Source organism: Streptomyces sp. NPDC091292, assembly GCF_044757265.1.
In the GTDB taxonomy this organism is placed as follows: Bacteria; Actinomycetota; Actinomycetes; order Streptomycetales; family Streptomycetaceae; genus Streptomyces.
The window spans coordinates 136,137-153,293 of sequence record NZ_JBIVUQ010000011.1 but is presented as its reverse complement, the minus strand read 5'-3'; the positions used below and the strand labels follow the sequence as shown (position 1 = coordinate 153,293).

Annotated in this window: 15 protein-coding genes; 8 read left to right on the top strand and 7 right to left on the bottom strand. The window is 71.3% G+C overall.

Translation table 11 applies throughout. The annotated features are described in order from the left end of the window. The 5 genes from ACIQNU_RS27185 to ACIQNU_RS27165 all read left to right on the top strand — a co-directional run bounded on the left by ACIQNU_RS27185 (position 1) and on the right by ACIQNU_RS27165 (position 5,357). A complete protein-coding gene (locus tag ACIQNU_RS27185; RefSeq protein WP_401371453.1) occupies positions 1-1,371 on the top strand; it encodes a sulfate adenylyltransferase subunit 1 in 1,371 nt (456 codons plus the stop codon). Between the two features lie 308 nt (positions 1,372-1,679). Then, positions 1,680-2,798: an ABC transporter substrate-binding protein gene (locus ACIQNU_RS27180; RefSeq protein WP_401371451.1), complete on the top strand. Its 1,119-nt coding sequence runs from the start codon at positions 1,680-1,682 to the stop codon at positions 2,796-2,798. Positions 2,799-2,831: 33 nt separating this feature from the next. Further along, on the top strand, positions 2,832-3,620 hold the full coding sequence (locus tag ACIQNU_RS27175; RefSeq protein WP_401371449.1) for an ABC transporter ATP-binding protein: 789 nt from the start codon (positions 2,832-2,834) through the stop codon (positions 3,618-3,620). Next, positions 3,607-4,554 (top strand): ABC transporter permease, encoded by a 948-nt coding sequence (locus tag ACIQNU_RS27170; protein WP_401371447.1) that lies wholly within the window; start codon positions 3,607-3,609, stop codon positions 4,552-4,554. Before ACIQNU_RS27175 ends, ACIQNU_RS27170 begins: the two co-directional genes overlap by 14 nt. Beyond that, the gene (locus ACIQNU_RS27165; RefSeq protein WP_401371445.1) at positions 4,554-5,357 is read left to right on the top strand and encodes a sirohydrochlorin chelatase; all 804 of its coding nucleotides are present in this window, start codon (positions 4,554-4,556) and stop codon (positions 5,355-5,357) included. Before ACIQNU_RS27170 ends, ACIQNU_RS27165 begins: the two co-directional genes overlap by 1 nt. 399 nt (positions 5,358-5,756) lie before the next feature. Here ACIQNU_RS27165 and ACIQNU_RS27160 read toward each other — a convergent pair whose 3' ends face one another. The 3 genes from ACIQNU_RS27160 to ACIQNU_RS27150 form a co-directional block, all read right to left on the bottom strand. Then, positions 5,757-7,301: a PQQ-binding-like beta-propeller repeat protein gene (locus tag ACIQNU_RS27160; protein WP_401371443.1), complete on the bottom strand. Its 1,545-nt coding sequence runs from the start codon at positions 7,299-7,301 to the stop codon at positions 5,757-5,759. Positions 7,302-7,402: 101 nt separating this feature from the next. Further along, the gene (locus ACIQNU_RS27155) at positions 7,403-8,005 is read right to left on the bottom strand and encodes a TIGR03086 family metal-binding protein (protein WP_401371441.1); all 603 of its coding nucleotides are present in this window, start codon (positions 8,003-8,005) and stop codon (positions 7,403-7,405) included. Between the two features lie 79 nt (positions 8,006-8,084). Further along, positions 8,085-9,104 (bottom strand): ketopantoate reductase family protein, encoded by a 1,020-nt coding sequence (locus tag ACIQNU_RS27150; RefSeq protein WP_401371439.1) that lies wholly within the window; start codon positions 9,102-9,104, stop codon positions 8,085-8,087. 45 nt (positions 9,105-9,149) lie between these two features. Between ACIQNU_RS27150 and ACIQNU_RS27145 the strand changes: the two genes are divergently transcribed. Continuing rightward, complete coding sequence (locus tag ACIQNU_RS27145; RefSeq protein ID WP_401371437.1) at positions 9,150-9,995, top strand: aldo/keto reductase; 846 nt, start codon at positions 9,150-9,152, stop codon at positions 9,993-9,995. A gap of 228 nt (positions 9,996-10,223) precedes the next feature. Then, positions 10,224-10,952: a transglutaminase-like domain-containing protein gene (locus ACIQNU_RS27140; protein ID WP_401371434.1), complete on the top strand. Its 729-nt coding sequence runs from the start codon at positions 10,224-10,226 to the stop codon at positions 10,950-10,952. Positions 10,953-10,978: 26 nt separating this feature from the next. Here the strand turns inward: ACIQNU_RS27140 and ACIQNU_RS27135 are convergent, their stop codons facing one another. Together ACIQNU_RS27135 and ACIQNU_RS27130 are read right to left on the bottom strand one after the other, a co-directional pair. Next, a complete protein-coding gene (locus ACIQNU_RS27135) occupies positions 10,979-11,356 on the bottom strand; it encodes a DUF4440 domain-containing protein (RefSeq protein ID WP_401371431.1) in 378 nt (125 codons plus the stop codon). After that, positions 11,349-11,891: a DUF1697 domain-containing protein gene (locus ACIQNU_RS27130; RefSeq protein WP_401371428.1), complete on the bottom strand. Its 543-nt coding sequence runs from the start codon at positions 11,889-11,891 to the stop codon at positions 11,349-11,351. Before ACIQNU_RS27130 ends, ACIQNU_RS27135 begins: the two co-directional genes overlap by 8 nt. Positions 11,892-12,164: 273 nt before the next feature. Here ACIQNU_RS27130 and ACIQNU_RS27125 point away from each other — a divergent pair, with 273 nt between their 5' ends. Then, positions 12,165-14,459, top strand: a complete 2,295-nt coding sequence (locus tag ACIQNU_RS27125; RefSeq protein ID WP_401371426.1) for an MMPL family transporter — start codon at positions 12,165-12,167, stop codon at positions 14,457-14,459. A gap of 97 nt (positions 14,460-14,556) precedes the next feature. On the opposite strand, the gene ACIQNU_RS27120 is transcribed toward ACIQNU_RS27125, so the two are convergent. Further along, complete coding sequence (locus tag ACIQNU_RS27120; RefSeq protein ID WP_401371423.1) at positions 14,557-15,642, bottom strand: CDP-alcohol phosphatidyltransferase family protein; 1,086 nt, start codon at positions 15,640-15,642, stop codon at positions 14,557-14,559. 228 nt (positions 15,643-15,870) lie between these two features. Further along, positions 15,871-17,157 carry a macrolide-inactivating glycosyltransferase gene (mgt, locus tag ACIQNU_RS27115; protein WP_401371420.1) on the bottom strand — a complete coding sequence of 429 codons (1,287 nt, stop codon included), beginning with the start codon at positions 17,155-17,157 and terminating at the stop codon, positions 15,871-15,873.

The window sequence follows — 17,157 nt, the reverse complement described above, 5'->3', positions numbered from 1 at the left end:
ATGACCAGCACCACACCCGCAGCCGCCGGGCAGCTCGCCGGTCTCTCCGCGACGACCCTGCTCCGGTTCGCCACCGCCGGTTCCGTCGACGACGGCAAGTCGACCCTGGTGGGCCGCCTCCTGCACGACTCCAAGTCGGTCCTCACCGACCAGTTGGAGGCCGTGGAGCACGCGTCCCGCAGCCGTGGCCAGGAGGCACCGGACCTGGCGCTGCTCACCGACGGGCTGCGCGCGGAGCGCGAGCAGGGCATCACCATCGACGTCGCCTACCGCTACTTCGCCACGCCCCGGCGCCGGTTCATCCTCGCCGACACCCCCGGGCATGTGCAGTACACGCGCAACATGGTCACCGGCGCGTCGACGGCCGAGCTGACGGTCGTCCTGGTCGACGCCCGCAACGGCGTGGTCGAACAGACCCGCCGCCACGCCGCCATCGCCGCGCTGCTGCGGGTGCCGCACGTGGTGCTCGCCGTCAACAAGATGGACCTGGTCGACTACAAGGAGCCCGTCTTCGCGGCCATCGCCGAGGAGTTCACGGCGTACGCGACCGAGCTGGGCGTCCCCGAGGTCACCGCCATCCCGATCTCCGCGCTCGTCGGCGACAATGTGGTCGAGCCGTCCGCGACCATGGACTGGTACGGCGGCCCGACGGTCCTGGAGCACCTGGAGACCGTGCCCGTCAGCCACGACCTGACGACCTGCCACGCGCGGCTTCCCGTGCAGTACGTCATCCGCCCGCAGACCGCCGAACACCCCGACTACCGCGGGTACGCGGGCCAGATCGCCGCCGGCACCTTCCGCGTCGGCGAGCCGGTGACCGTACTGCCGTCCGGGCTGACCTCCACGGTCGCCGGGATCGACCTGCTCGGCACCCCGGTCGACGTGGCATGGACCCCGCAGTCGGTGACGCTGCTCCTCGCCGACGACGTCGACGTCTCGCGCGGCGACCTGATCGTGCCCAGCACGGACGCCCCGGCCACCACCCAGGACATCGAGGCGACCGTCTGCCATGTCGCCGACCAGCCGCTGGCCGTCGGGCAGCGCGTGCTGCTCAAGCACACCACCCGCACGGTGAAGGCGATCGTCAAAGGGATCCCGTCCCGGCTCACCCTGGACGACCTCTCGCTCCACCCCGAGCCGGGGCAGCTCGTCGCCAATGACATCGGCCGGGTCCGCGTCCGTACGGCGGAACCGCTGGCCATGGACGCGTACGCCGACTCGCGGCGCACCGGCTCCTTCCTGCTGATCGACCCGGCGGACGGGACGACGCTCGCGGCGGGCATGGCGGGCGACTCGTTCGCCGCGCGGCCCGCCGCGCCCGCCCCGGCCGCTGCGGCCTCTCCGGCAGACGACGACGGGTGGGACTTCTGATCATGGACAGTCCGATCACTGCTCACCGAACGGGTCCGACCGTCACGGACAGACGCGGCATGACGGGCATCGACATGTTCTCGACCTTCGCGAAGGAGGGCGGCCGGGTCGGCAGCGGCGCCCTCGGCAGCGGCCAGGGCGGGGTGGCTCGATGTGCGCGATGACGTACGCGCACTGCCTGCGCGCCCACCGGCTCCACCCGCACCGCTGTCCCCATCGCCGCGCCCACCGAGGGCGCCGCAGACCTGCCGACCTCCCGGCCACGACCTGACGTCGTGACCGCCGGGCCAACGAGAGGACCGCCTCCCGTGCCTGCCACCACCCGCTCCGTCGCCCTGCGCCGCGGCATCGCCGCCGCCACCGCGCTCCCGCTCCTCGCGCTCGCCGCGACGGCCTGCGGCTACGGCTCCAAGGCGGACGACTCGTCCGACGCCGCCGCTCCCGCCGCCGGTGCGAAGAAGCTCTCCGCCGACACCGTCAAGATCGGCTACTTCCCGAACCTGACGCACGCGACCGCGCTCGTCGGCGACCAGCAGGGCCTGTTCCAGAAGGAACTGGGCGGAACCAAGGCGTCGTACGCGCAGTTCAACGCCGGCCCTTCGGAGATCGAGGCGCTGAACTCGGGCTCCATCGACATCGGCTGGATCGGCCCGTCGCCCGCCATCAACGGCTACACCAAGTCCCAGGGCAAGAGCCTGCGCATCATCGGCGGCTCGGCGTCCGGCGGGGTGAAGCTCGTCGTCAACCCGGACAAGATCAAGACCCTGGACGACGTCAAGGGCAAGAAGATAGCGACTCCGCAGCTCGGCAACACGCAGGACGTGGCGTTCCTCAACTGGATCGCCGAGAAGGGCTGGAAGGTCGACGCGCAGAGCGGCAAGGGCGATGTGTCGGTGGTCCGCACCGACAACAAGATCACCCCTGACGCCTACAAGTCGGGCTCCATCGACGGTGCCTGGGTGCCGGAGCCGACCGCGTCGAAGCTGGTCGCCGAGGGCGGCAAAGTGCTGCTGGACGAGTCGGACCTGTGGCCCGACAAGAAGTTCGTGATCACCAACATCATCGTGTCGCAGAAGTTCCTCAAGGAGCACCCGGACGTCGTGGAGGCGGTCCTGCGCGGCTCGGTGCGCACCAACACGTGGATCAACGCCAACCCGGACCAGGCGAAGGCAGCGGCCAACGCCAAGCTCAAGGAGCTGTCCGGCAAGGCGCTGCCCGCCGACGTCATCGACCCGGCGTGGAAGTCCATCCAGTTCACGGACGACCCGCTGGCGTCGACCCTCGACACCGAGGCACAGCACGCCGTCAAGGCCGGCCTCCTGGAGCAGCCCGACCTCCAGGGGATCTACGACCTGACCACGCTCAACAAGGTCCTCAAGGCCGAGGGCGAACCGGCGGTCGCCGACGCCGGTCTCGGCGCCAAGTAGCCCGCACTCCCCGACTCCCAGGAGGTGACGACCATGGCCACCACACTCGCCAAGGCCGCCGACGGCACGGAAGCGGTGGAGCACGCCGCGCGGATCGAGCACGTCTCGAAGTCCTTCGGGGGGCCCTCGGGGCCCCAGCTCGTCCTGGACGACATCACCCTCGATGTCGCGCCCGGCGAGTTCGTCACCCTCCTGGGAGCCTCCGGGTGCGGGAAGTCGACGCTGCTGAACCTCGCCGCCGGTCTCGACCGGCCCAGCGCGGGCACCATCAGCACGCACGGCAGGCCCGCCCTGATGTTCCAGGAGCACGCCCTGTTCCCGTGGCTGACCGCGGGCAAGAACATCGAACTCGCCCTGAAACTGCGGGGCGTCCCGAAGGCCGAGCGCCGGGAGCGGGCCGAGGCGCTGCTCGAACTGGTGCGGCTGACCGACGCGTACGGCAAGCGGGTGCACGAGCTGTCCGGCGGGATGCGGCAGCGGGTCGCGCTGGCCCGCGCGCTCGCGCAGGACAGCAAGCTGCTGCTGATGGACGAGCCGTTCGCGGCGCTCGACGCGATCACCCGGGACGTACTGCACGACGAGCTGACCCGGATCTGGCGCGAGACGGGCCTGTCCGTCCTGTTCGTCACGCACAACGTCCGGGAGGCGGTACGGCTCGCGCAGCGCGTCGTGCTCCTGTCGTCCCGGCCCGGCCGGATCGCGCGGGAGTGGACGGTCGACATTCCGCAGCCGCGCCGTATCGAGGACACCGCCGTGGCCGAGCTGTCCGTCGAGATCACCGAACAACTGCGTGGGGAGATCCGCCGCCATGGGCAGCACTGAGACGACGGTCGGCAAGGACGGCCGGGCGCCCGGGGCCGACGGTTCCGGGTCCAGCGCGGGCGTGTCCCGGGGTGACGGGCACGATCTCGCCGGACTCGAAGCGGGGCTCGACGCCCTGGACACGGTCCACACCCGGCGGACACCGCTGCGCGAGACGCTGGTCCAGAAGGTGCTGCCGCCGGTCATCGCGGTCGCGCTCGTCCTGGTGGTGTGGCAGATCCTGGTCTGGGCGAAGGTCACCGACACCTACAAGCTGCCGCCGCCCGCCGACGTGTGGCAGGAGGTCGTGGGCGCCTGGGAGCAGGGCACCCTCCTCGACTACATCTGGACCAGCGTGTCCCGCGGCCTGCTCGGCTTCCTCCTCGCCCTGGCGATCGGGACGCCGCTGGGGCTCCTGGTGGCGCGGGTCCGGTTCGTGCGGGCGGCCATCGGACCGATCCTGTCGGGGCTCCAGTCGCTGCCGTCGGTCGCGTGGGTGCCGCCGGCCGTGATCTGGCTCGGGCTCAACGACTCGATGATGTACGCGGTGATCCTGCTCGGCGCGGTGCCGTCGATCGCCAACGGTCTGGTGTCGGGCGTCGACCAGGTCCCGCCGCTGTTCCTGCGCGCCGGCCGCACCCTGGGCGCCACGGGCCTGCGGGGCACCTGGCACATCGTGATGCCTGCGGCGCTGCCCGGCTATCTCGCGGGCCTGAAGCAGGGCTGGGCGTTCTCGTGGCGGTCGCTGATGGCCGCCGAGATCATCGCGTCGTCGCCCGATCTGGGCATCGGGCTCGGCCAGTTGCTGGAGGCGGGCCGGACCAACAGCAGCATGTCGCAGGTGTTCCTCGCGATCTTCCTCATCCTGCTCGTCGGGATCGCCATCGACCTGCTGATCTTCAGTCCGCTGGAGCGGCGGGTGCTGCGCGGGCGCGGTCTGCTGGTGAAGAGCTGATGTCCGTGCACGGGAGCGGCTACGGCCAGGGACACGGCTACGGCCCGGCGCTGGTCGTCGTGGCGCACGGCAGCCGCGATCCCCGCCATGCCGCGACCGTGCACGCCCTGGTACGGCGGGTCCGGGCGCTGCGGCCAGGCCTGCGCGTGGAGACCGGCTTCCTCGACTTCAACGTGCCGTCCGTGTCCGGCGTCCTGGAGTCGCTGGCCGCGGACGGCGTACGGGACGTCGTCGCCCAACCGCTGCTGCTCACCCGGGCGTTCCACGCCAAGGCCGACATCCCGGCCGTCCTCGGCGCGGCGCCCGCGCGGCTGCGGATCCGGCAGGCGGAGGTCCTGGGCCCGTCGCCGCTGCTCACGTCCGCGCTCGAACGGCGCCTGTACGAGGCCGGGTTGGCGCCCGGCGACAAGCCCACGACCGGGGTCGTCCTGGCCTCGGCGGGCTCCACCGACCCGGAGGCGATCGCGGTGATCGCAGCAATCGCGCGGGAGTGGCGGCACACCGGTTGGTGCGCCGTGCGGCCCGCGTTCGCCTCCGCGTCCTCTCCCGAGTCCCCCGCGGGCTTCCCCCGCACCGAGGAGGCCGTACGACGGTTGCGCGCCGAGGGCGTGCGCCGGATCGCGGTCGCCCCCTATGTCCTCGCGCCCGGGTTCCTGCCCGACCGCATCGCGCGGGGCGCCGTCGACGCCGGGGCCGATGTGCTCGCCGGGGTGCTGGGGCCCGCGCCCGAGGTGGCGCGGGTGCTGCTGCGGCGGTACGACGGGGCGGTGCGGGCGGAACACCGGATCGCCGTGGGAGCCTGAAGCGCCCCTCGGCCGCACCTTGGCCACCCCCCTGGTCCCCCCGGTCACCCCCTGGTGAGGCCGATCACCGGCGGGAACTCGTCACCGTCATTGTTGACGACCAGCCAGTCCCCGTCCCCCTCCGCGACGAGCTGCGGATACCGGCCGAAGCTGCCGTTCTCGTCACGGAATCGCGGTCGCCCCCTACGTCCTCGCGCCCGGGTTCCTGCCCGACCGCATCGCGCGGGGCGCCGTCGACGCCGGGGCCGATGTGCTCGCCGGGGTGCTGGGGCCCGCGCCCGAGGTGGCGCGGGTGCTGCTGCGGCGGTACGACGGGGCGGTGCGGGCGGAACACCGGATCGCCGTGGGAGCCTGAAGCGCCCCTCGGCCGCACCTTGGCCACCCCCCTGGTCCCCCCGGTCACCCCCTGGTGAGGCCGATCACCGGCGGGAACTCGTCACCGTCATTGTTGACGACCAGCCAGTCCCCGTCCCCCTCCGCGACGAGCTGCGGATACCGGCCGAAGCTGCCGTTCTCGTCACGGATCGGAACGCCTGCGTCGGAGTCCTTGGCACCTGTCCGGGCGTCCAGGTTCCACACCCGGCCCTCCTGGGTGAGCACCCCGAGACGGTCGGTGCCGAACGGCACCATCGCGTGGACCGAGTCGCCGACGCCCGTACGCCACAGTCGCTCGCCGTCCTTGAGCGAGTAGGCGGACACGGCCGTCGGATAGTCCTCGCCCGGCTTCTGCGAGGCGGCGATCAGGGTGTCGCCCCTGACGGTCGCGAGCAGCGGCGGGCGGGCCGGAAAGAGGCCGAGTCCGGGCTCCGCCACCAGGTCCTCGTCGTCGGACGTACGGTCCACGACCAGCGGATCACCGCCCTGCGCGGGGAAGACGAGGAAGGCGTCGATGCCGCGGTCGTCCTCCTCCTTCAGCCACAGCGTGAACGGCTCGGCCGCGACGACCCAGACCGACTCGACCCCGCTTTCCACGGGCAGCGGCTCGGCGCCCACCTCGTCACCGCTCTCGGCGTCGAGGGTCACGAGCCGGGCCTCCGGCGCGGCGGACCCGTCGGTGCCGTTCTCGGTGACGACACGGACCCGTCCGCCGGCCGCGTCGGTGAGGAACGGGCGCTGGTCGTCGCCGATGCGGTGCGTCCAGCGGGGCTCGCCGTCGCGCAGGCCGAAGGCCCGTACGCCGTCCTCGGTCACCGCGACGGCGGTCCCGCCGTCCGCCGCGACGAGCCCGTCGGAGGCGTTGGTGAACCTGGTCGTGCCGTCGAACGGCTTCTCCCACAGGGTGCGCCCGCTGTCCAGATCGATCCCGGCCACCGTGTCGCACGGCTTACCGTGCCGGTGGTAGGCGACGACGCCGACGCCGTCCGGGGCGCTCCGGCTCATCGCGCAGACCGACTTGCGGACCGGGGCCTTCACGGTCCAGCGCCGGGAGCCGTCACCGGGGTCGTACGCCACCAGCGCGTCGTCCTTGGCGCGGATCACCGTACCGTCGGCGCGCACCCACACCCCCTTGCCCTGGACCGATTTGGGCCGGTCGTGCGGGGTGTCCCAGGCGACGTCGAGGACGGGTCCGCGCATCCAGAGGTACGCCTGGTAGCCCGGCCACACCGCGAGGGCGGCGCCGACGCAGATCAGGGCGGGCGCGATCAGGAGGCCCCGGCGGAACGGGAGCCAGAGGCCGAGCGAAGTGACGATCAGGGGAAGTCCGGCGAAGGTGAACAGGAACGCGAGCAGCAGGGTGGGCCCCGTGCCGTCCGGGCACGCGGACCCGTAACGGCCGCCGCAGGAGCCGCCAGGGATCGACGTCCAGCCCAGCCAGTGGAATTCGACGGCCAGCGCGGCACAGACACCTGCCAGGAGCCCGAGGAGCACGGCGATCGGCCACCTCCGCGCTCCCGTGCCCGACAGCCTCGCTCCCGTGCCCGACGGTCTGCGGTCCTCCACCATGAAGCTTCCCCCACCCGAGATCCCCGGCGCTCCCCAGCACCGCCCCGCCGTTTCGCGGGCGTTGGAGCATATCCCGGACGGCTGTACGAGTCCGCCCCGGCTCAGGCGTGCGGGTCGCGTCCGCTGTGGGAGAGGGCTCGGGCGAAGGGGGGCGCGGACTCCTCGTCGGGCAGGGGTACGGGTGCGGCGAAGCCGTCGTACTGCCGGTACAGCTCGGCGTTGGCGTCGACCGTGGCGAGGATCAGCAGGGCCGAGGCGTCGGTCAGGCGGAAGTCCTGGCCGGTCGAGCGGGCCACGTCCCAGCCGTGCAGGGCCATCTCCTTGGTGACCAGCGCGGCGACGTCGGCGGCCGGCACCTTCGCGTACCCGAGGTCGATGTCGCCCTCCCACACGGCCGGGTCGGACCACACGGCGACGGCTCGTTCCAGTTGGCCGGCGTACCGCTCGGCCCAGTCCGCTTCGGCCGTGAAATCGCGCGCCGTCAGCTCGTCGGGGAGCGTCGTGCGGCGGGCGCGGTGCTCCAGGCCGTACGAGGTGTACAGGACCCAGTGGTTGACGAGGGTCCGGACGTCCCAGTCGGCGCAGCGAGACGGCTCCGGCAGCCGGGCGGGGTCGACACCACGGGCGACCCGGGCGGCCTCGGCGGCGCACTCCTTCATACAGGTGTAGTGCTCGTTCATAGGGGTGTCGTGCTCGTTCTCCATGCCTCCGACGCTAGGCGGGGCGCGGGCGCCGGGGCTTGAAGAAAAGCGACAAGGCGGCGGATGCGAGCGGGGGGCGGGGTCAGTCGGCGGCGTATGCCGATTCGGCGTCGACCAGGGCCGTCAGCTCCGCCACCGTCATCGAACCGGCCGCCCGGCGCTCCCGTGCGAAGGTGTTGGCGACGCGGCGCAGCACTTCGTTCACCGGGGTCGGTATGCCGTGCAGCCTGCCCAGGAGGACGATCTCGCCGTTGAGGTAGTCGGCCTCGATGGTGCCGGTGCCCCGGCTGAGGGACTGCCAGGAGGAGCCGCCGCCGCGTGCGGAGCCGTCGAAGGGCGCGAAGCGGATCTTGTCGGCCCTGACCCGGTGCTGCTCGTCCTCGCTCGTGGCCTCGATCCCGGCGGCGGCGAGCACGGCCTCGCCCTCCGCGCGGGCGCGCCGGTAGAGGGCGAGGCCGTCGTCGCCGGTGAGGACTCCGGTGACGGCTTCGACGGAGTTGGCGAGATTGCCGAGGAGTTTGGCGTACTTCCAGCGCATCACATCGGCCACGACGGGCGCCTCGAACGGGCACTTCTCCAGATCGCCGGCGATCCGGCGGGCGGTGTCGTCGGTGCCGGACGGGTAGCGGCCGATGTGCAGGATGCCGGTGAGCGGGGCGCCCGCAGCGGCGACGGTGCCCGGTTCGACGTAGGTCGCGGGCAGCCAGACGCACATGCCGTACACGTGCTGGAAGCGGCGCAGGGCCATGCGTTCCCCGGCGACGCCGTTCTGCGCGCAGACCAGCGGCAGCCGTTCGGCCGCCGTGGAGCCGCCCGCGACCGGCCGGTCGCACCAGGCGTCGAGCGCGGCGGTGCCGTCCTGGGTCTTCACGGCGAGCACGAGTACGTCGTCGGCGCGCAGCGGCCCGAGCGCCTCGGGCCCGTCGACGACGGGGAGCCGGTGCGTCCGTTCGCCGTCGGCCGTCCTGAGCCGCAGCCCGCCGTCGCGCAGCGCCGCGTAGTGCGCCCCGCGCGCGACCAGTACGACCTCGTGCCCCGCCTGCGCGAGACGTCCCCCGACGGTGCCGCCGACCGCCCCTGCTCCGATGATGATGTAGCGCATATGTCGAGCCTGGCACCTCGGGCAGACGCGTGTAGGGTCCACGGAATGATTTCGGAAACTTTTGCGATCGCCGGCGAGGTGTCCGTGGGGCGGCTCGGCTACGGGACGGCACAGCTGACCGGCCCCGGCTACTGGGGCCCGCGCGGGAGTACCGAGGACGCCGTCGCCCTGCTGCGGGCCGCCGTCGACGGCGGTGTCACGCTGATCGACACGGCCGCCAACTACGGCCCGTCGGTCGCCGAGGAACTGATCGCCGAGGCCCTTCATCCGTACGCTCCCGGGCTGACGGTCGCGACGAAAGGCGGTGTGGTCCGCACCGGGCCCGACGTGTGTCATGTCGACGGGCATCCGGACCGGCTGCGGGCGATGTGCGAGGCGAGTCTGCGGCGGCTGCGGGTCGACACGATCGACCTGTATCAACTGCACCGACTCGACCCCGGGATTCCGCTCGCCGATCAGCTCGGGGCGCTCGCGGAGCTGCGGCGGGCGGGCAAGGTCCGCCATGTCGGCCTCGACTCGGTCACGCCCGAGCAGTTCGAAGCCGCCGTGGATCTCGGCATCGTGGACATCGTGTCCGTACAGAACCGCTACCACGTCCTGGACCGGGCGTCGGAGCCGCTGCTGAAGCTGTGCGAGGCGCGCGGTGTCGCGTTCCTGCCGTGGTTCCCGCTGGGCAACGGCTCCCTGGCCGACGACCCGGTGTGCGCGGACATCGCCCGTGCGCGGGGCGTGAGTCCGGCGCAGGTCGCCCTGGCCTGGCTGCTCCAGCACTCACCGGTCCTGTGCCCGACGCCCGGGACGAGCACGGTGGCCCATCTGACGGACAACCTGGCGGCGGCCCGGCTGCGGCTGTCCCCGCAGGACGTGGCCCGGCTGGACGCGCTGGCCTGAGCCCCCGGGCCACCCGGCTGCTTGACCCTGCCCCTGGGGCAAGGCCGAGGTTTCCGGCATGACCTACCGCACAGAACCGGCTGCCCGGTATCTCGAACAGACCCCCTACACCGACCTCGGCGGACTCGATCTCGCGGGACTGCCGCGCGACCCCCCGGACTCGCCCACCTCGTACGCGGACTGGTCCTGCACACCCTGGAGGGCGACCGCTTCGGCCACACCATCCCGATGGACCGCCTCCGTGAGGAGCCCGAGTCGCGGTACGTCACCGAGATGCTGCGGATTCTCGGCGACCGCTCCCCCGCACCGCTCACCGAGAGCCGCCCGCCCGAGGACCGGATCGTCGGGACCTGCCGGGACTTCGCGGTACTGCACTGCGCGCTGCTGCGGGCGACCGGCACACCGGCGCGGGTCCGCTGCGGCTACGCCCGGTACTTCGGCGAAGGCTTCCACGACGACCACTGGGTCACCGAGTACCGCCTGCCGGACGGCGGGTGGCGGCTGGTCGACGCCCAGTTGGCGGACGGTGGCCACGATGTGCCGTTCGACCCCATGGACGTACCCCGCGATCAGTTCCTCGTCGCGGACGCGGCATGGCGCGCGTGCCGGTCCGGCGGTGCGGACCCGGCGACCTTCGGCGTGGGCCATATCGACGGGCTGCTCGGGCTGTGGATGGTACGCGGCAACATGCTCCGCGATCTCGCCGCGCTGCACGGTGTGGAGGTGCTGCCGTGGGACTGCTGGGGCATCGCCGCGCCGGAGGCGGCGGCGGAGGTCCCGGCGGACGAGCTGGACCTGCTCGACGCCCTCGCCGCCGCACACGAACGGCCGGAGGAGGCAGCCCGGGACGCACTCGCCAGGTTCGCCGCCGATCCGCGCCTCGCGCTGCCGCGCGAGATCATCTCGTACACCACACATGGCGGGGTACGGAAGGTCACGCTGCCCATCGAGGAATGAGCCCTCGGTCTTCTTGTACGTGAGCCTCAGTCCTCCTGCTCCGGGGTGAACGGTGTGCCCTGGTGGAAGTAGAGCCGCCAGCCGTCCTCGGTGCGGTGCCACAGTGAACTGCGGTGCGCCATGCGGCCGTTGTGCTCGGTGTCGAACGTGAGGTGCACACAGTCCGGTGTGAGCTGGACGCCCTTTATCCGGGACGTGGTGACGGGCCGGCTTCCGGGGCGGGCCCGCGCGGCGAGGGCGGCGATGATCGTCGGCCGGTCCCAGAGCCGCCCCGAGACGCCGATCTCGGCGAAGTCCGGGTGCAGCAGCGCGCCGACCTGCTCCGGGGAGCGGCGCACCTCGGGGTCGAGGAGGCGCAACTCCCCCTCGATGGCGGCCTCGACGGCGGTCCTCGGGTCAGCCACGGGTCATCTCCACGAGCTTGACGACGGTGTTCCAGTTCCGGCTGGTGGCGATCGCGCCCCGGTACGGGCCGGGCTTCGCGAGGGCTTCGGCGAGCTTGGACCGGCCGAGGCCGTCGGGTGTGTAGAGATACAGCGCCCGGTCGCCCAGGCGGAACGCCTCGGGGAGATACGCGTCCTGGTCGAGGTGGGCGAACCGGTCGGCGTCCAGGGGCTCGGAGAGGTAGGTGACATGCAGTTGCCTCCCCTCCAGTTCGGCGGCGGGGAAGGGGCAGGCGTCGGCTACGGCCCGCAGATAGGCGTGCCCGCGCACCAGGACGTCGACCCGGAATCCGCAGTGCTCCGCCAGGGCGTCCGCGAGGTCGTCGGCGATCCCTTGTTCGTCGCGCCCCGCGCTCGTGAAGACGGCATTGCCACTCTGCAGATACGTCCGCACGTCCCCGTACCCCAGACCCTCAAGGAGGCCCCGCAGGTCCGCCATCGGGAGTCTCCTGCCGCCGACATTGATCCCGCGCAACAGCGCCGCGTACGTCGTCATGCGCCCACGATAGGACGCGGGTACGACAGTGGACGGGTACCGCGACGGGCCGCCACGCCCCCTTGGGCCCTGAGGGCTAACCTCCGGTTACCCCGATAGATGTAGGGGCCCATCGTCCTTCCCCGAGGTGAGGGGGCGGGGTCCGGAGGGAGGAGACGGGGGCCGCCCGGTTCACCGGGGAGCACGACGAGAGACCCACCCCTGTGCCCGTAGCTTCTTCGGGGAGGCGGCGGCGAAGGGCGCTCCGCCGCACACAGGGGGGGCAATCCCGTCATGGGGAACCGAGACACACGCGTGCGGGGCGTCGCTGCGAGGGCCGGCGCGTGGAGCGCCCGCCACCGATGGGCCGCCGTCGGGATCTGGGTGCTGTTCGTCGTCCTGGCGATGGGTCTCGGTTCCGCCGCGGGCACCGTGAAGGTCAAGGACAGCGAGCAGATGTCGGGCGAGACCAGTCAGGCCGCCCGCATCATCGACGCGGCCGGCATCGACGAACCGGCCGGCGAGACGGTGCTGATCCAGGGCAAGAACGCGGGCACCAAGGCCACCGACGCGGACTTCAGGGCCGCCGTCGCCGATGTCATGAAGGCGGTCGAGGCCACCGGCAAGGTGACCGCCGTGACCTCCCCGTACGACGCGCAGACCATCTCCAAGGATGGCCGCAGCGCGCTGGTGCAGTTCGAGATGCGGGGCGAGGCGGAGACCGCGGGCCAGCGGGTCGAGCCGGTCCTCAAGGCCGTCGACGGCGTCCAGAAGAACCATGGCGACCTGCGGATATCGGAGATCGGCAGCGCCAGCATGAACAAGACGTTCGACGACGCGTTCGGCGACGACTTCAAGCAGGCCGAGTACTCGGCCGTGCCGGTCGCGCTGGGCATTCTGCTGATCGCGTTCGGCGCGCTGGTCGCCGCGCTGCTCCCGGTGGCCCTGGCGATCACCGCGATCATGGCGACGATGGGTCTGATGGGGGTCGTCAGCCACTTCCAGCCGATGAGCGACACGGCCAACTCCGTGATGCTCCTGGTGGGTCTGGCCGTCGGCGTCGACTACTGCCTGTTCTATCTGCGGCGCGAACGGGAGGAGCGCGAGGCGGGCCGTGACCCGGAGACCGCGCTGCGGATCGCGGCGGCGACCAGTGGCCGGGCGATCGTGGTGTCCGGTGTCACGGTGTGTGTGGCGATGGCGGGCATGCTGTTCACCGGGATCGCGGAGTTCGAGGCGATGGGCCTGGCCTCGCTGATGGTCGTGGCGGTCGCCATGGTCGGCTCCGTGACGGTGCTGCCGGCGCTCCTTTCGCTGCTCGGTGAGCGGGTCGAGAAGGGGCGCATCCCGTTTCTGCGGCGCGGAGCGCGGCGGTCCGGGGCGGGGGCGGCGCAGGGCGGTCAGGGCAAGGCGATCAACGAGAGCCGGTTCTGGAAGAAGGTGCTGGGCGTCGTCCTGGCCCGTCCCGTCGTCTCCTTGGTCGTCGCGACCGGCGCCCTGCTGGCCGTCGCGTCACCGGCGCTCGGTATGAAGACGCAGAACCTCACCATGGACCAGGAGTTCGGCGACTCGCTGCCGATCGTCGCCACGTACAACCGGCTCAACGAAGCCTTCCCGGGCGGTTCCCAGCCCGCCGAGGTCGTCGTCAAGGCGAAGGACATCAACGCCCCCGAGGTGAAGGCCGCACTCGCCGACTTCCGTGCCCAGGCGGTCAGCTCGGGCGCCTCGCGGGGGCCGGTCGACATCAAGGTGCACGACACGCAGAACGTCGCGCTGGTGTCCGTGCCGCTGGTCGGCGGCTCCGATCAGAGCCGGGCCGAGAAGAGCCTCGCACTCATCCGCGACGAGGTGCGGCCCGCGACGCTCGGCAAGGTCGACGGTGTGGAGGCGCCGGTGACCGGGCAGGTCGCCGGGTCGAAGGACTTCAACGACCAGATCGTGGGGTCCGTGGCCCCGATCTTCGCGTTCGTCGTGGTCTTCGCCTTCCTGCTGATGCTGCTGTCCTTCCGCTCCCTGACCGTCGCGATCACCTCGATCGTCCTTAACCTGCTGTCGGTCGGCGCGGCCTACGGCATCCTCGTCGCGGTCTTCCAGCACGGCTGGGGCGCGTCGCTGGTGGGCGCCGAAGGCGTGGGAGCGATCGTGAGCTGGCTGCCGCTGTTCCTGTTCGTGATCCTCTTCGGACTGTCGATGGACTACCACGTGTTCGTGGTGTCGCGGATCCGTGAGGCGCGGATGCGGGGCCGCGACACCAAGGACGCGATCACGCACGGGGTCGTGACGACGGCGGGCGTGGTGACCAGCGCGGCGGTCATCATGGTCGCGGTGTTCGCCATCTTCGGCACCCTGTCGATGCAGTCGATGAAGCAGATGGGTGTGGGTCTCGCGGCGGCCGTCCTGATCGACGCGACGATCATCCGCGGTGTACTCCTGCCGGCCGTGATGACCCTGCTCGGCGAGCGCAACTGGTATTTCCCGAAGTGGCTGCACAAGCTGCCCGACCTGACGCACGACGAGTCCGACGCGTCCGCCGCGCCGGTCGCACCGCCCCGGCCGCCGTCGGTGGAGGGCGAGCGGGTCGGGGTCTGACGGGCCCCTGACACAGAGATACGGCGGTACGGGGAGGGACGCGCGCGCGTCCCTCCCCGTACCGCCGTTTCCGTACCGCCGTGATCCGTGCCGCTGCTCAGGCGGTCGTGACGGGCATCTTCCGCTCGTCGAGGTCGAAGGAGTCCAGGGTGCGGGTGAAGTCCCGGGTGGACAGCAGGAGCTTGTAGACGATGGCGAGTTCGAAGACGAGCAGCATCGCGCCGGAGACGAGCGTCACGGGGATCACGGCGTCGAGGAGCGGGCCCACGATGAAGACGCCCATCTGGAACTCGATACCGCTGATGAGGTGGGTCCGGATGCGGTGGCGCAGCAGGAAGGAGCGGAACCGCAGGTAGGCGGGGAAGCGGTGGCGGAACTCCTGCTGGAGGTCGATGACCTGCTTGGGCGTGGCCGGCCCATCCGACTCGTCCGACTCCACCGTCTCGGCCGTAGTCACGGTGGCCGCCGTGGCCGGGGTTGCCGTCGCGCCCGGGGTTGCCGTCGCCGAGGTGGTCCTCTGCGCCGGGACCTCCGGAGTCGCGGCGGCTTCCGCGGCGGCGGTCTGTGCCGTCTGGTTGTCGTGCTCGATGTCCGCCTCGGGGTTGTCCCGGAGCAGGTCCTCCATGAACGCGACGCCCGACTCGTCCTCGGCCTGGCGCGCGGCCCGCATACGGGCCTTGATCTGCTTGCGCATGTTGTGCCGGGTCTTGAAGATCTCCAGCGCGTTCAGGTACCGCAGTCCGTCGAGGAACACGACGCCCGCCGCGAGCCAGATGTACACGGTGTCGCCGGTACGGTCGTACTGGCCCCACATCAGGGCGATGGCGCAGGCCATGACCCGTATCCGGTCGAAGATGTAGTCGAGCCAGGCGCCGAACACGGAGCCCCGGCCGGTCAGCCGGGCGACCTTGCCGTCCATGCAGTCGAGGATGAAGCTGACGTGATAGAGGACGGCGCCCACGATCAGCCACCGCCAGTCCCCCATCGCGAAGAAGCCCGCCGAGACGAGACCGAGCAGCAGGGCCGCCCAGGTGATCTGGTTGGGCGTGATCCGCGTCCACTTGGCCGTCACCCGCACCAGAGGCGTGGCGACGGGGTCGACGAGCAACACCGTCCACCACGCGTCGCGCTTCTTCTGGGTGATGCGGCGCACCTCATGGAGGGGCGGAATGTCTCGGGGCATGGTCAACTTCCTGGCGTTCGATCTGAGTTCTTCTCACGCTAGAAAGAAATTCACACCAAATTCAAGAAGCTGCGTGGGCAACCTTTGGTGAGGGGTACTGGTCTCACTGGACAACCGGGTCAATGGCCATGGCAGGTTGTGTGCGGCGTTATCCGATGGTTATGAATAAGTGGCGGCCACCGGGCAACCTTTCGAACCGGTCGGCCATCTTGGTTGCACAGGGCACCTTCATCCCTCGCCCTGCCCAGGCCGAACCGCCCTCGCCGTTCCGCTTGCCGTTCCGTTCGCCTTCAGGCTTGCCGAAAGTTCCGCCTCGATCAGGTCGGCGGCGCGCGGAGTGCCGCCCTCGGTCGCCATCTCGTGCTGGATCGCGGCGAGTTGGCGGGCCACCTTTGGATCGGCGACCAGATCGAGCACGGCGGCGCGCAGCGTCTCGGCGGTCGCCTCATCGGCCGGTACGTGCCGGGCGACGCCGAGCCCCTGGAGCATGTCCGCGTTGCCGAACTGGTCGACGGCCTGGGGAACGGCCACCATCGGGGTCGCCGTGGCGAGCCCTTCCTGGCTGCCACCCGCACCTGCGTGTGTGATGAATGCATCAGCTTCCCGCAGAATCGCGAGTTGCGGAACCCAGTCATGCACTTCGACATTGCGAGGAATCTCTCCCAGCTCCGCCGGGTCGACATGCTTGCCGATCTGGAGCACCACATGCCACCCGGGGAGATCGCCGAACGCCTTCAGGCACTCGCGGTAGAACGCCGGTTGCTTGGTGAAGGTCGAGCCGAGTGAGATCAACACCACATTCTTGTTCTCGGCGCCGGCGGGCCGCCGCCACGCCCCCTGGGCCGCGCGGTCGCCCTGGCAGGCGCCGACGAAGGTGTAGCGCTCGGTGTCGACGCGGTCGGCGTGCGGCTGGAGCGCCTTCGGGATGAGGACGAGACAGCGGTCGGGGCGGCCCATGAAGTCCTCGACGCCGATCTCGAAGCCGTTCTCCGCGATCCAGCGGCCGAAGGTCTCGTAGAACGCCTTGCCGCGCGGGGTCTGCTTCAGCGGCTCGAACATCGGCCTGCCGACCTCCTCCTCGTACCCCTCCCAGGCCACCAGGTTCGGCGAGAGCTGCACGAGGGGGACGCCCCAGCGGTGGGCGAGGACGCGCGCCGGGTACGACGTGATGTCGTGGAGGACGAGGTCCGGCTCGTCCCCCGCGTACGCGTCGGCGAGTTGCGGGAGGGCCTGGAGGGCGTCGGTGAGGAACGGCTCGATGTGGTCGATCAGCTCGGTGCCCCACGCCTCCGGTTCGTCGTCGGTGGGCAGGACCGAGGTCCACAGCTTCGGTTCGGCGCCGGTCTCGGCGACCTTCTCGGCGAAGGCGGGCGGGATCGCATAGGTGACCCGGTGCCCCCGGGCGACCAGCTCCCTGATCACGTCGAGGCTCGGGTTCACATGGCCGTGCGCGGCGATGGAGAACATGGCGATGTGGGCGGGTCGGGACGCGCCGGGGTTACGGGGGGTGGTCAT

What these genes read in the sequence shown, in the direction of transcription:
- ACIQNU_RS27185 (WP_401371453.1), top strand. Translation starts at nt 1, where the DNA reads ATGACCAGCACCACACCCGCAGCCGCCGGGCAGCTCGCCGGTCTCTCC.
- ACIQNU_RS27175 (WP_401371449.1), top strand. Translation starts at nt 2,832, where the DNA reads ATGGCCACCACACTCGCCAAGGCCGCCGACGGCACGGAAGCGGTGGAG.
- ACIQNU_RS27170 (WP_401371447.1), top strand. Translation starts at nt 3,607, where the DNA reads ATGGGCAGCACTGAGACGACGGTCGGCAAGGACGGCCGGGCGCCCGGG.
- ACIQNU_RS27165 (WP_401371445.1), top strand. Translation starts at nt 4,554, where the DNA reads ATGTCCGTGCACGGGAGCGGCTACGGCCAGGGACACGGCTACGGCCCG.
- ACIQNU_RS27160 (WP_401371443.1), bottom strand. Translation starts at nt 7,301, where the DNA reads ATGGTGGAGGACCGCAGACCGTCGGGCACGGGAGCGAGGCTGTCGGGC.
- ACIQNU_RS27155 (WP_401371441.1), bottom strand. Translation starts at nt 8,005, where the DNA reads ATGGAGAACGAGCACGACACCCCTATGAACGAGCACTACACCTGTATG.
- ACIQNU_RS27150 (WP_401371439.1), bottom strand. Translation starts at nt 9,104, where the DNA reads ATGCGCTACATCATCATCGGAGCAGGGGCGGTCGGCGGCACCGTCGGG.
- ACIQNU_RS27145 (WP_401371437.1), top strand. Translation starts at nt 9,150, where the DNA reads ATGATTTCGGAAACTTTTGCGATCGCCGGCGAGGTGTCCGTGGGGCGG.
- ACIQNU_RS27140 (WP_401371434.1), top strand. Translation starts at nt 10,224, where the DNA reads ATGGACCGCCTCCGTGAGGAGCCCGAGTCGCGGTACGTCACCGAGATG.
- ACIQNU_RS27130 (WP_401371428.1), bottom strand. Translation starts at nt 11,891, where the DNA reads ATGACGACGTACGCGGCGCTGTTGCGCGGGATCAATGTCGGCGGCAGG.
- ACIQNU_RS27125 (WP_401371426.1), top strand. Translation starts at nt 12,165, where the DNA reads ATGGGGAACCGAGACACACGCGTGCGGGGCGTCGCTGCGAGGGCCGGC.
- ACIQNU_RS27120 (WP_401371423.1), bottom strand. Translation starts at nt 15,642, where the DNA reads ATGCCCCGAGACATTCCGCCCCTCCATGAGGTGCGCCGCATCACCCAG.
- mgt (WP_401371420.1), bottom strand. Translation starts at nt 17,157, where the DNA reads ATGACCACCCCCCGTAACCCCGGCGCGTCCCGACCCGCCCACATCGCC.